Origin of the sequence: Actinomadura sp. NPDC023710 (genome assembly GCF_040639875.1) — a bacterium.
GTDB lineage: Bacteria > Actinomycetota > Actinomycetes > Streptosporangiales > Streptosporangiaceae > Spirillospora > Spirillospora citrea.
Genome location: NZ_JBFAGB010000067.1, coordinates 17,749 through 30,420, shown reverse-complemented (window position 1 = coordinate 30,420; position 12,672 = coordinate 17,749). Strand labels below are relative to the sequence as shown.

The window sequence follows — 12,672 nt, the reverse complement described above, 5'->3', positions numbered from 1 at the left end:
CGGTATGAGAAACTGACGGGGTTGGCGGGATTCAGCTGGGTCCCGTAAATGTTCAGGAAGGCGCGCTGGACGATGCGGTCGCAGATGGTCGGCAATCCCCGCGTCCGCAGCTTGCCGCCCCGCATCGACCGGACCGGCCGCAGCGGCTGGGCTCGGTACCTCTGCTCCCGCAACAGGGTCGCCAGTGCCGTCAGCCTGGGGCCGACCTCGCGGCCGAACACCTCCGCCGTGACGCCGTCCGCCCCGGCCATGCCGCTGCCGGCCGCCACCCGCGACCACGCCGCCCACAGCACCCGATCACTGGCCAGTCGCTCCACGAGCCGGGTCGTCCGGCCGGGTCCCTCACGTGTCCTCATACCAACAACCGATGGACGAACTCCTTTCCGGCCATTCAAAGAATTGTCAGGAGGTTGGCGCACACCCCCAAACCCCGCTCTGACCTGCGCAAACGACGTCCTGAAGATCATCTTCAAGGCCACTTCAAGATCGCGCCCAAGGAGGTTGGCGCATGATCTTGCAAACCCGCAGGTCAGACCCCCATAATTTGAGGTACTGTCGCAGCGCCCTACAAAACCGCATCGGATTGAAACTGCCACTTAGGGTGCGCAGAAACTCCACCCATGGTCGCAGCGCCCTACAAAACCGCATCGGATTGAAACAGGCTCGGCATAGTCCCCGCAGCGACCGAACGGGTCGCAGCGCCCTACAAAACCGCATCGGATTGAAACCCCACGACGGTTAGATCGTGCGTTGCGATGGGCGTCGCAGCGCCCTACAAAACCGCATCGGATTGAAACTCCACCACTTCTGTGGAGGTGATGGCTCGGATGAAGTCGCAGCGCCCTACAAAACCGCATCGGATTGAAACCGGGACTCTTGGAGTCAGCACGTGCCTGTTCGAGTCGCAGCGCCCTACAAAACCGCATCGGATTGAAACGAGAGTGGCTCCTCAGGCTGCAACTGATCACACCTCCGTCGCAGCGCCCTACAAAACCGCATCGGATTGAAACGGTAGTTCCGTCGGGGCGCTGGCCGACTACTCTTCAGTCGCAGCGCCCTACAAAACCGCATCGGATTGAAACCTGTGCCCTGCCTTATCTCGACAGGCGGTGCATAAGTCGCAGCGCCCTACAAAACCGCATCGGATTGAAACATGGCGATTCCTTCGGCTAACCCATGTTGTCGGTAGAGGTGGTCAACAAAAATCGCATCGATTTGGAATGCCGCCAGGAATACCGGAACGGAGAGGATTCCAGTTACTGCGCCCACAAACTGCATCGGGTTGAAGTCGCGGTGCCTCTCTTGAGTTCTCGTACCGCCTGCCTATAGCGCTCAACAGAGCCGCGTCGGAGCAGATGAAAGCGCGCGGCCCCATGGTCGGGGCCGCGCGCTTGCGTTCGCGTCGGGTCGGTCAGGGGTGCGGGGGTGGGGAGGGTGGTGCGAAGTGGGGTGGGGGTGTGGCGTCGCCTTCGCCGCGGGGTGAGTCGGGGCCGCAGGCGGGGCAGTCGGGTTGGGGGTCGGCGTCGATGGCGGTAAGGGCGGGGCCGGCCAGGTCGATGAGGGTGTAGGGGCGTGTGCGGTGCCAGCCGGTGAGGAGGTTGAGGGCTTCGCCGAGGGCGATGCCGGCGATGGCCTGGTTGAGGAAGATCACGCTTGGGGTGGGCTGGTCGGGTGCGTCGTGGAGGTATCCGGCGTTGCGTTTGGCGACAGCGAGGGTCGGGTCGAGTTCCATGGACGCGGCCGCGGGGTTGTAGCCGGACAGGCACAGGAGGCAGGGGCCGCCTGGCGTTACGGTCGCGACGTGTCCGGAGACGTCGAGTGGGTCGGACTCGTGCGCGGTGATCTCCGCGCCGGTGTCGATGTAGGGGCGGGCGTACTGGACGGCGAGGGCGTTGAGGGCCCAGCGAGGGGCGTGGCCGTCGACCGCGCCGAACAGCAGGTCGGCGCATCGCAGTGTCATCCATGTGTCGGTGTTCAGGATGCTGTTCTGGATGGCGTGGACGGGGATGTCGGGGTCGATGTTGGCGACGGCGCGTGCCGCGACCTCGACCTTGGGCATCCCGTCCTGCGCGTCGGTGGCCGTGGCGCCGGCGAGGCGGTTGAGGTTGGTGGGTTCGACGCGGTCGGGATCGATGACGATGAGGCGGCCGATGCCGAGGTGGGCGAGTCCTTGGACGAGCAGTGAGCCGATGCCGCCCGCACCGACCACGGCTGCGGTGGCGGCGCCGAGCCGGCGTTGCCCGTCGTGGCCGAACGCGCGGATCTGGCGGTCGTGCCGGTGGGTGTCGCTGGCCGGGGTCATGGTGTGCACAGGGGAACCTCGCTGAGGGTGTCGTCCAGCAGGACGCATGCGTCCAGCGGTGCGAGCCGGCGCGGCTGCGGCGACCAGGCGCCCGCGAGCCCGCCGGGGCCGAGGACGAGTGAGGCGGCGACGGCCGGTGGCCGGTCCGGCATGGTCTCGGCGAACTCGGCGTGGGTGAGGCGCATGTTGTGCTCGTCGTGGCCGGAGAACCAGACCGGTCCGCCGCCGAACGGGTGCGTGTGCACGTCCACCAGCGACATGCCGGTCTCGTAGCAGGCCCGGAGGATCTGCCGGGTGAAGTCGGGGTCGACCTCGACGCGGACCGGGGATTGCACGTCCAGTGCCGCGTCCGGGATGAGGAGCGCCTGCCGGACGAGCAGGTCCGTCGTGCGGCGGCCCCATGGGTCGCTCCAGCGACTCGCGCGGGCCAGCAGGTAGGCCATCCGCTCGGACGGAGACGCCAGCAGGTGCTCTTCGGCCGGCCGCCATACGCGCGCGGGCAGCCGCAGGACGCAGCGCATCAGTCCGCCGTCCCCAGGTAGGTGCGGATGGCCTCCACGAAGGTGAGTAGGGAGTCCTGTTCGGCGCGCCAGCGGCGTTCGGGGTCCTCCAGGCAGTACCAGTGGTAGCCCAGGTGGGAGTAGGGGTTGTGGTAGTCGCGGAAGTAGTGCCCCGGTGTGACGAGATGCCCGCCCTTGCGGCGCCACAGTTTCGCGCTCAGGTAGAACCCGTCGGGCGCGCATTCGGGATACGCGGCCGGCGGGACGATCAGGACGCTGGCGCGGTCGGGGGTCCACCCGGTGGGGAGCCGGAACCCGCTGATGAACACGTACGACTCGTCCTCGGCGATTTTCAGGCCGGGGTAGGCCGCCGCGAGGGTAGCTGCCTCCATCCGCAGCCGCGCGGTGCGGCGGGTGACGGCCTGGGCCTTGGAGTGGCGGGCGTGGTGGGTGAAGGTCTCGTTGTCGGCGACGCGCAGCCGCTTGGCGTCCGGGACGATGACGTTGCGGTCCCGTTCCTGCCGCACCAGCACCCGGTCGGCGTCGATCCCCGCAATCCGCTTGATCTCCTCCCCGTTCAGCTGGTCGGCGATCACCGGCACGTCCACCCCGTTGATCCGGATCGTCTTCCCCATGCGTCCGCTCCTTCGTCGCCCGGTGTGTCTACCGAACCCCGATGGACGAATTGATGACACTGCGCCGTACAGCGTGGGGAGCCGGAGGCGCGCATCGCGCGCCAGTTCGGTTCCGACGTGCGCCCAGACGAGCTCCAGGTCCACATGAGCGGACGTTGGGGGCGCGTGTCGGGGATATGTCCACGGGGAGGCCCGGGGGTCCGGGGCGGGCAGCAGCGTCTGTCGGTTCGCCGGGCGTTATCGTCCGTATCCGGGCAGCGGTCTGGTGACGATGGGGGCTGTTATGGCGGCTCTGGTGTGGTGCTTATGCGCTTGACGTCGGCGACCAGGTTCGCTGCGTGTGGGCCGGCGGCGTAGCGGCTGCGTCGATGGTGCCGGTGGCTGCGGCGAGCGGGTCGGGGTTGGTCGCGTGGTGCAGGGCGAGCCAGACCCGCGGGTGTTCGCCGTCGTGGAGTTGGGAGCGGTGGGCGCGCAGGTGCGCGGAGGAGGTTAGGGCGTGGGCGGCGATGCTGGCGGTTTGGTGAGAACCCCCGGATCTTCCGGACAGCTCCCCAACTAGAGTTGGGGAGAAGCGGAATGTAAGGTCGTTGGCACAACAGAGACGGCATTTCACCCAGAAGCACAAGGATGAGGTCGTCCGCATAGTCCTGGACGGCCCGCGCCGCCCACGTTGCGCGTGAGCCGGGATCCACGACACCCCCTGGGCAACTGGGTGAAGGCCTACCGCAGAAGGCACGGCGACGCGGCCGCCGTCGGCGGAGGCGGACACAAGAGCGAGAGGGAACGCCGACTCGAGCGAGAGAACGCAAGCTCCGCGAAGAGAACGAGTTCCCCAAAATAGGTGTGCTGTCGACGACGCGTGAATACTGCCCCTCAGGCGGCGGGCGGGTTCCATGACCTCTTGGGAGACGCGACAACCTTACGCAAGCTGTACTCCAGCCGTTGCCGGGCGAACCGGGTCATGGAGGTGCGGGCGGGTTCCATGACCTCTTGGGAGACGCGACAACCTTACGCAAGCTGTACTCCAGCCGTTGCCGGGCGAACCGGGTCATGGAGGTGACCGCCACCAGGGCGAGGGCGACAACCAGCGTGGCCGACACGCTGGCCCCGGTCCAAAACCTGCCTGAGCTGTACCCATGCACCGGTAAGGGCATACCCGGCATCCTCCCGTGCGGCAGGCGCCACCCATGGATCGGAACCGGAGACGGGCCCGCAGGACGTCGGCGGCTGCAACCGTGCAGTAGCGCGGCCAGCAATTGAGGACCGACCGGCGCGTACGGGCTGTCTGCTGTTACTGCTCGCTAGCGTGCTCGGTGATTGCTTCGGCCTGCCGTAACTGAGGACCGCCGGGAAGAGTCAGCGCTTGATCCGCTCGAGCAGGTCGCCGAATGCAGACGGTGTGAGCAGCAGCATCCCCAGCGCCGGGTTCTTGGAGTCGCGGACGGCGATCTGGTTGCCGATCCGGGCGGTTTCCACGCAGTTGCCCGTTGAGCTGTGTGAGGACGTACGCCAGGTCCGTCGCGTCCCGTCCGAGGCCTTGGTCATGGTCTCTCTTTCGATCATGCCTGGCCGCGCAGTCGAGCCAGGTACGCCGGGGTCTCGGCCGGAGGCAATGCCAGATCTTGAACTGCGGTGAACGCCTCGGCGTACCGGCGGACCTCACCGCTTTCGGTGAGGAAAAGATCGGTGACCAGTCCCTCCAGATAGACGATATCGGTTTCGAAGGGAGCACCGAAGTTCAAGATCATGAAGGCGCCGTGTATCGCGGGGTGAGCGCCGGTGCCGCTGCCGAGTACTTGCAGGGTGACCTGCGGCCTGGAGGCAGCCTCCAGCAGGTGGTCGATCTGGTCGCGCATGTGCTGCGCCGAGCCGACACGGCGCCGAAGCGCGGCCTCGTCGATGATCGCGTGCAGGCCGGTGCCGGCGAGGCGAAGGGCCTCCTGGCGTTGGATTCGCACCTCGACCCGCTGTCGGAGTTGGGCTTCAGTGGCGTCGGGCCACACGCTGCGCGTGGCTTCGAGCGCGTAGTCGGGTGTCTGCAGTAGTCCCGGGACCAGTGATGCCTCGAAGGTTCGCAGGCTTTTGGCCTCGCGTTCGAAACTGATCAACGTCAGGTAGGGCGAGGGCAGGTCGCCGAAGGACTGCAGCCATGGTTGCTGATCGGACTCCTTGGCGAGCCTGGTGAGTTCGGCTGCCTCTCGCTGACCGACGTTGTAGAGGGTCAGGAGGGTCTTCAGCGTCCGCGGCTGCGGCGACTGCTCGGCGGTCTCTTGGCGGTGGAGGGTCGCCCGGGAGATTCCGGTGGCCTTGTAGACGTCTGTCGGCGTATAGCCGGCGGCCACCCGCAGTTGCCGAAGTTTGATGCCGAGCAGCAGCCTGCGGGCAGTCGGTGGCGTCGTTGGTGCCGCCATGTCTGCACCCCCTCCCCGTGCTCGTGGGTCGCTGCGCAGATCTTCGCACTTCTACACGAGTGTAGCGAACGGAACATGATTCAAACGAAACGTGTTGCATTTGCTCCGTGTTGCGCGCAGGATGGGGGTTGAACGCCACCGCACACCCCGGGCCCATCCATCCCCGACCAGAGCCCACCGGCTAGCCAGACGGGCCCGCCTCTTCCTCATCCCGACTCATCGCACGCCCTCGCTCGCACGCCCCGGCGCCGACCGCCGGCGCAAGGCAGGAGCCGATATGAGCACGCCCGCCCCCGCCGTCATGGGCCGACCGCCCTCCCCATGTCCGAAGAGCCCTCAGCGAGTACGAGTTCTACCGCAGGACGAAGGCGCCGCTGCGACCGCACGGGACTTCGCCAGAGAAGGTCTGCAGGGTTTGGGACTCCCGAGAGACCGCGGGCTCCACGACGACGTCGCCAGCGTGGTGACAGAACTCGTCGCCAACGCCGTCACCCACGGCGCGACCGGGAGCGGACCGCTACCGGTCCTGGCAGGGGCCCCCAGTCCCATCCGCTCCGAATCGCCCGTCATGATCAGGTTCGGCCTGATCCCCGGGGCCCTGCTGGTGGAGGTCCAAGACGCCAGCCCGGCCCCGCCCCGACCCGGCGTCCCGGCCACCCTCCAGGAGGGCGGCCGGGGCCTGCTACTGGTCGGCGCCCTGACCTGGCAGTGGGGCTGGTACGCACTGGAAGCCAGCGCAGGAAAAGTGGTGTGGGCAACCTTCGCCCTTGCAACAACCTGAGCGGGGCCACGCCCCGCAACCGGGGAACGGACAACTGCCGCCGCTCCACACCCAAAGTGGATCCTGCTGATCGTCGCCCAAGATCCTTGGCCGATGGTCAGACGGCCGGTCGAGTAGTTCGGACGACGACGCGGGTGTACCGCTTGTCGGCACACAGAACCCCGCCGGCACCCAGGGCCGTCCCGGCCGGGTGCACCTCGACCCAGATGTCACCGACTGCTCGGCCCTCGTGTTCCCATCGGCGTATCCGGTCGGCGAGAACGGCCGCGACCTGGTCCCCGACCGGGCCGTAGGAACAGACGCCCAGCTCAAACGCGCGCCGCCCGCCCGAAACAGGAGTCGCGGGTCGCATGGTCAGGTAGCCGATGGTGTCGTGCTGGACCACCGCCATGCTCCCCCACCGGTACATGGGCTCCACCAGCCCGTGCCCGGCGCCGCCGACTATCAGGCGGCAGAACCCGTCCAGGCTGGCCAGCCAGAACTCCACGTCGCCGACGCGGTCCTCGACGACGTTCACGCCCAGCCAGCGGTGAACCGGCCGATGGCCCAACGCGGCGCGCAGAGCGCCTGCGTCCACTGACATCCCGTCGTCCAGCCGCACCGACACCTCAGGGTCTTCGCGGAGCCTGATGGTGGGCTCGGCGAAGTGCCCGGCGCCGCGGAGCGGGATGAAGCCGCAGTACTGCATAGAACGGCTCACCAGGAAGTCGCCCTGGCGCTCCAGGGCCACCGAGCGGGTCAGGCCCCGCACTCGCAGCGGCACCACGATCCGCCCGCCGGGCGCGAGCTGGTCGGTCCAGGCCGGGGGCACGTCCCACGCCCCGGCGGTAATTACGATCCGGTCATAAGGGGCGCCCTGCTGGTGGCCGTACTCGCCGTCGCCGCAAACCACCCGCACGGCGTCGAACCCGACGGCGGCAAGCGCGGCCTGGGCGCCGTCCACCACGTCCTGGTCGATGTCGACCGTCGTAACAGCCCCGTCCGGGCCCGCCAGGTGCGCCGCGAGCGCGGCGTTGTAGCCGGTGCCGGCGCCGATCTCCAGGACCCGGTGGCCGGGCCGCACGTCGAGCTGTTGCAGCATCTGCGCGACCACCGCCGGGGCCGAGGCCATGCTGCGCGGTCGGCCGTCGGCGCCGGGGTGGGTGATGACGCCGTCCTGGGCGTAGGCCGCCTGCACGGTGGCGCCGGGGACGAACAGGTGCCGCGGGACCGCCCGCATCGCGTCCTCGACCCGCGGGTCGTGAACCGATCCCCAGGCCATCAGCTGGTCGACCATCGCGGTGCGCAGGGCCACCGGTGACTCATCGGCTGCGATGCTGCTCATGTGACGAAGGGTAGGACCCGAGCGCGGCGCGGTCCGGGGATCCTGCGGAACCACCGCGAGTCTTCAGAGCCGGGCGCCCGGCAGGGCGGCGGGATCGTCTCAGGGCCTGCTGCCCGCCCGAAGAGCCGGTTCGGGCCGGACGCCGGTCAGCGCCCGGTGTTGTAGGCCGGGGGCAGCCACAGGTATCCGCAGGTCCGGGTCTCCTTGTGCCGGACGTTGATCGGGCGGTAGGCGGCGCGATTGATGAGCCCGGTCGCGGCGGCATGCTGGTAGAGCTCCTGGGAGACCAGCATCGCCAGGTCGGCGTCGGGGACCTGCTGCAGGCGCTGTTTGAAGGCCGGGGCCTCCAACAGCCGGAAAAGGTGCGTGAGCGCTGCGCCGAGGACCCCGTGGTCGTCGTGCTCGACGTCGCCGGCGTGGACGGCCATCCGGAGCCGGAGGCGTCCCAGGTCGTTGGCCAGGCGGTTGGAGCGGCGCAGCAGCGCGGTGAGGTGATGGGCGAGCGGGTCCATCACGTCGGTGGGCGCGGTGTCGCTCGGAAGCAGAATCAGCGCGCCGTCGCCGCGGTCCTCGGCGTAGCACGCCGTCCACGGCATGTGGGAGATCTCGAAGGCTCTTTGCAGGTGTTCGTAGAGGTGTTTGCGCAGGAGCCGTTGGGCGTCGGCGTCGCGTCGCTGGTCACCGAACCGGGGGATGTCGACGCCGATAAGCGTGGTGTGCATGATGTGAACTCGCTAGAAGTGTGAGTGGGTTGGGCAACGGGGGAAGCGCCCGCCCGGGGCGGTGGCCCGCCGAGGTGAGCTACACGGCGGCAGGGCGAGCTGGGGATCAGTCGAGCATGGACTCGTCGGCCCAGAAGTCGATGAGCTGGTCGGCGGTGAGCTCCTGGAGCGGCGCCGCGGGCCAGGCCCTGCCGGACTGCATCGACCGGATGGTGATCAGCGACAGCGCGGCTCGCGCGTCGTCCAGACACCTGGCGCCCGCGCCGGTGACCGCCACACCTGCCGGGCAGGAGGCGGCGGGTTCGGAAGCGGCGATGAGGCGGCGAAGTGGCGAGGCAAGGCAGAACATGACGATCTCCTCCGTGCGATGGGTGAGGTGCCCGCGCTCGCCCGGGAGCTAGGGCCGGGGGCGGCGGGGATGGTTCACCCTGGCGGCCGCGCACGGCGCCACGCCCCCTAAACGCTGGTTTCCGGATGTTCCCGGATGTCCCGGATATACCGCCCGGTATCCGAGTCCTGTCCGGGAACTCGGGCCAATCGGCCATTCGCTTGATATCGCTGCCGCGCAGCCTGTTGAGTAATCCGCAACTAGCTCGACTGGTATGTGTCATGTGACCCGCTATCCGTCGGCGCGCCGCCGCTATCGTCGGCGACATGGCGGGTGAACGACCTGGAAACGATCGGATAGAACATGACGAGAAGTGACCACGGAGAGCGGTACTCCGCAGTGGTGGCCCTGCTGAATCGGGATCGCAAAACGGCCAATAACCCCACATTCATCGAAATTGAGCGCATTTCGTCCGCACTGGCCGGCCAGACGGTGCACGGGGTGCAGGTCCAGAAGGTGCCCCGCGCGACGGCCAACGACGTCACCCTCGGCAAGCAAAAAAGCCGGCTCCGCTGGGAGCTGGCGGCGAGCCTATGGGCTGTGATCCACTACATCGCCGAGAAGCGCGACATCGACACCCAGGCGATGATCCCCCTGGACGCGCTGAACCGCAGCTTCCACCAACCCCAGCCCCAGCCCACTACCGCCGAATCCGCTGAGCCGCTACCCGGGCGGACGCGACAGGAGCTCGCGGCACTGTGCCGCGCACCAGCAGCGCCCAACTGGGCACGGCAGGGCACGCCCGCGACCGGGCCGGAGGCGGGTCCGCCAGGTCTGGCATCCGGGCGCGGCACCGGCCTGGTCGTCGGCGACCCGCTGGCCGCCAGCATGGGGCTCGGAGCGCCGTTCTTCTCGGTGGCCGGTGAGCGGCCCGCGGGTCATTGCCCCCGCGCGGCCGCGCGCGAACTGCTGGACCGTGTCCGCGCGGAGACCGACGTGTGGTGGCGCGCCTACCGTGACGTAGTCCCCGAATGGTTCGGGCCCTACCTCACGCTGGAGCGACTCCTGTCGTTAATCCGCGTCTACGCGCCGAACCGCGTTCCCGGACTACTGCAGGCCCCCGGCTACGCCCGGCACCTCATCACCCAGGACCTGCCCGGCATCGGCGCCGACGAACTCGCCCGGCGCGTCGAGCTGCGCCAGGAGCGCCAACAGATCCTGCACCGCCCCGACGCCCCGACCTACTGGGCCGTGATCAACCTGCGGGCCCTGAGCCCGTGCGCGGCGCCGCCCGAGGTACTGCGCGAGCAGATCCAGTACATGATCTCCCTCGCCGCCTACCCGAACGTCATCATCCAGCTCCTGGACGGCGCCGACGCCGAACGCGCCGCCCCCGACGGGCCGCTCACCGTGATGCGGTTCCCCGAGACCGCACTGGACGACATCGTGTTCTACGAACACCACGACTTCGGCCACTACGTCGACGACGCCCGGACCAGTGAAAGACTTTCACTGCGGTTCCACCGGCTCGCTGACCAATCCCTGGGGCCCCACGACAGCATCACCCGCATCACCCGGTTGCTGGACATGCCTGGCCAGCTCTAGCCATCACCCTCTACCTGCTGCAATACGGCTCTCGGTCTGCTCTCATGTCAACCCAGGGGACATCCACGCGCAGACCGAGGGCTCAATGTGCAGCGACGACCGGCAATGCGGTCCCGAACCCGACAATCCCTCCGATGATAGACACGGATCCTCCATCAATGCCGATGTCCCCCATTCGGCGCGGATCTGGAACTACTGGATCGGAGGAAAGGACCATTTCCCCGTCGACCAGCAGGCCGGCGACGACTACGCGCGCACCTTCCCCGGCATCATTCCGCTGGCCCGCGCCGGCCGCGACTTCATCGACCGCGTCGTCACTCACCTGACCGCCGACGAAGGCATCCGGCAGTTCCTGGACATCGGGACCGGGCTGCCCGCCGACAACACCACCCACCAGGTCGCCCAGCGCGCCGCCCCCCACTCCCGCGTGGTCTACGTCGACAACGACCCGCTGGTCCTGGTCCTGGGCCGCGCCCTGGCGACCAGCCGCCCCGAAGGCGCCGCGGACTACCTCGACGCCGACCTACGCCACCCCGAGCACATCCTCACCGGCACCCGCCAGTACCTGGACTTCCTCCAGCCGATCGCGCTGATGCTGATGGGCGTCATGGGTCACATCCCCGACGACGACACCGCCCACACCATCGTCGACACAATGCTGGAGGCGCTCCCGCCGGGCAGCTTCCTGGCCCTCTACGACGGCACCGACACCGACCCGGCGTTCATCGACGCCCAACGAAGCTACGCCGCCACCGGCGCGGCCCCCTACCGGCTCCGCAGCCCCGACCAGATCCGAGACTTCTTCACCGGCTTGGAACTCATCGACCCCGGAGTCGTACCGCTAACGCACTGGAGACCCGCCCCCTCCCCCCTCCCCCCCGACACCGTCGAGGGCTACGGCGGCGTCGCCAGAAAACCCTGAACCTTCCCTAGGCGGCGGCGGAGGGGCGGTTCGCTCGAGCCCCGCAGGCCTTGATCAGGCCGCTCTCGGAGGGCGAGCACGGCCGCGCGGCGAGCTCGACGACTCCCTTTCACCGAAGTTCGTGCTGCCCCTGGACATGATCAATCCCGATAGGGGCCAGTGGTGGACATGCGCCACCTCCACAACACCGGATCCGCGCCGTTCGACGCCGAGCCGAGATCCTCATGCGGAGCCAGTTGACGCCGCCTACGGCTACACCTACTGAGCTGCCGCAGGGAGCCCGCCCCACCCTTGCCCGATTGGGCGATCGGCTGCTGAGCAGCCGCGAGATCATCGCATGCGTGCCGGGTGGCCCGCCGACGGTGAGCCCGGCCGGTGCGAACCGTGGAGCGCGCTGCGCGCGGGAGTGCCCGTCCTGCTCTGGAACCGGATCCTAACCGAGCCCGGCCGCGCCTGACCGACCGCGCGGAGGTCGACGCCGTCAACGCGGCGGTGTTCCTGCGGCGGCCGCTCCTGGTCACAGGGGAGCCGGGTGCCGGGAAGTCGACCCTCGCCTACCGGATCACCCGCGAGCTGGGGCTCGGCCGGGTGCTGCGCTGGCCCATCGGCAGCCGGAGCACGTTGCGCGACGGACTCTACGAATACGACGCGATCGGGCGGGCGCAGACGCCGCGACCGGCCGCGGGACGCTCGCGCGCCAGGCCGGAGGAGGCGCCGGTCGAGGGCGACCCGGATTCCCGCGCCGACTCGACGCCGGAGTGGGGCCCCACCTCAGGCTCGGCCCGCTGGGCACCGCGCTGCTCCCCCATGAGCTGCCCCGTGCTCCTCATCGACGAACTCGACAACAGCGACATCGACCTACCCAACAACCTCCTCGACCGGAGCAGGGCCAGCCATCGCGGGCCCTGCCGCTGACGGGTCCTTCCCGTTAGCAGACACACCGCAACCCCCAGGGAGCCTCCATGCTGAATGATCAGGTGAACGCCGCCGTGATCGTCTGCCTCGCCGCCTTGATCCTGATCGGAGCGGTGACGGCCATCGTGGCGCGCCGAGACGTGGCCCGGCTTCCGCTCGTGCTCACCGCCCTCGCGGTGGCACTCGGAGCCATCCCCGCCATCTTGCGTGTCCTCATCGGCTAGCAC

General features: G+C 68.6%; 13 protein-coding genes, 1 pseudogene and 1 CRISPR repeat array. Of the genes and pseudogenes, 5 read left to right on the top strand and 9 right to left on the bottom strand.

From position 1 onward, the window contains the following. The 6 genes and pseudogenes from AB0H37_RS42390 to AB0H37_RS42365 all read right to left on the bottom strand — a co-directional run. A pseudogene (locus AB0H37_RS42390) lies at window positions 1-356 on the bottom strand (hypothetical protein); the annotation flags it as partial. Between the two features lie 198 nt (window positions 357-554). Then, window positions 555-1,153: a CRISPR direct-repeat array (repeat unit 36 nt; unit sequence GTCGCAGCGCCCTACAAAACCGCATCGGATTGAAAC). A gap of 258 nt (window positions 1,154-1,411) precedes the next feature. Next, window positions 1,412-2,302: a ThiF family adenylyltransferase gene (locus tag AB0H37_RS42385; RefSeq protein WP_360618306.1), complete on the bottom strand. Its 891-nt coding sequence runs from the start codon at window positions 2,300-2,302 to the stop codon at window positions 1,412-1,414. Continuing rightward, a complete protein-coding gene (locus tag AB0H37_RS42380) occupies window positions 2,299-2,823 on the bottom strand; it encodes a hypothetical protein (RefSeq protein WP_360618304.1) in 525 nt (174 codons plus the stop codon). The genes AB0H37_RS42385 and AB0H37_RS42380 overlap by 4 nt, the downstream gene beginning before the upstream one ends. Continuing rightward, the gene (locus AB0H37_RS42375) at window positions 2,823-3,437 is read right to left on the bottom strand and encodes an E2/UBC family protein (protein ID WP_360618302.1); all 615 of its coding nucleotides are present in this window, start codon (window positions 3,435-3,437) and stop codon (window positions 2,823-2,825) included. Before AB0H37_RS42375 ends, AB0H37_RS42380 begins: the two co-directional genes overlap by 1 nt. A 1,356-nt stretch (window positions 3,438-4,793) precedes the next feature. Continuing rightward, window positions 4,794-4,982 carry a DUF397 domain-containing protein gene (locus AB0H37_RS42370; RefSeq protein WP_360618301.1) on the bottom strand — a complete coding sequence of 63 codons (189 nt, stop codon included), beginning with the start codon at window positions 4,980-4,982 and terminating at the stop codon, window positions 4,794-4,796. Window positions 4,983-4,996: 14 nt separating this feature from the next. Next, entirely contained in the window at window positions 4,997-5,848 is an 852-nt protein-coding gene (locus AB0H37_RS42365; protein ID WP_360618300.1) for a helix-turn-helix transcriptional regulator, read from the bottom strand. Window positions 5,849-5,969: 121 nt separating this feature from the next. Here AB0H37_RS42365 and AB0H37_RS42360 point away from each other — a divergent pair, with 121 nt between their 5' ends. Then, the gene (locus AB0H37_RS42360; protein ID WP_360618305.1) at window positions 5,970-6,629 is read left to right on the top strand and encodes an ATP-binding protein; all 660 of its coding nucleotides are present in this window, start codon (window positions 5,970-5,972) and stop codon (window positions 6,627-6,629) included. Between the two features lie 97 nt (window positions 6,630-6,726). Here AB0H37_RS42360 and fxlM read toward each other — a convergent pair whose 3' ends face one another. From fxlM to AB0H37_RS42345, 3 genes are all read right to left on the bottom strand, one after another. Continuing rightward, window positions 6,727-7,953, bottom strand: coding sequence for a methyltransferase, FxLD system (fxlM, locus tag AB0H37_RS42355; RefSeq protein ID WP_360618298.1), 1,227 nt, complete (start codon window positions 7,951-7,953; stop codon window positions 6,727-6,729). Window positions 7,954-8,099: 146 nt separating this feature from the next. Next, window positions 8,100-8,675, bottom strand: a complete 576-nt coding sequence (locus AB0H37_RS42350) for a hypothetical protein (RefSeq protein ID WP_360618296.1) — start codon at window positions 8,673-8,675, stop codon at window positions 8,100-8,102. A gap of 106 nt (window positions 8,676-8,781) precedes the next feature. Further along, window positions 8,782-9,024 (bottom strand): hypothetical protein, encoded by a 243-nt coding sequence (locus AB0H37_RS42345; protein ID WP_360618295.1) that lies wholly within the window; start codon window positions 9,022-9,024, stop codon window positions 8,782-8,784. 480 nt (window positions 9,025-9,504) lie between these two features. On the opposite strand from AB0H37_RS42345, the gene AB0H37_RS42340 reads away from it, so the two are divergent. From AB0H37_RS42340 to AB0H37_RS42325, 4 genes are all read left to right on the top strand, one after another. Continuing rightward, window positions 9,505-10,608 carry a DUF5753 domain-containing protein gene (locus AB0H37_RS42340; protein WP_360618294.1) on the top strand — a complete coding sequence of 368 codons (1,104 nt, stop codon included), beginning with the start codon at window positions 9,505-9,507 and terminating at the stop codon, window positions 10,606-10,608. An 85-nt stretch (window positions 10,609-10,693) separates the two neighbouring features. Next, on the top strand, window positions 10,694-11,530 hold the full coding sequence (locus AB0H37_RS42335) for an SAM-dependent methyltransferase (RefSeq protein ID WP_360618292.1): 837 nt from the start codon (window positions 10,694-10,696) through the stop codon (window positions 11,528-11,530). 384 nt (window positions 11,531-11,914) lie between these two features. Further along, window positions 11,915-12,445 carry a hypothetical protein gene (locus AB0H37_RS42330; protein ID WP_360618291.1) on the top strand — a complete coding sequence of 177 codons (531 nt, stop codon included), beginning with the start codon at window positions 11,915-11,917 and terminating at the stop codon, window positions 12,443-12,445. Window positions 12,446-12,492: 47 nt separating this feature from the next. Then, complete coding sequence (locus AB0H37_RS42325; RefSeq protein WP_360618289.1) at window positions 12,493-12,669, top strand: hypothetical protein; 177 nt, start codon at window positions 12,493-12,495, stop codon at window positions 12,667-12,669. The last annotated feature ends 3 nt before the right edge of the window (window positions 12,670-12,672 follow it).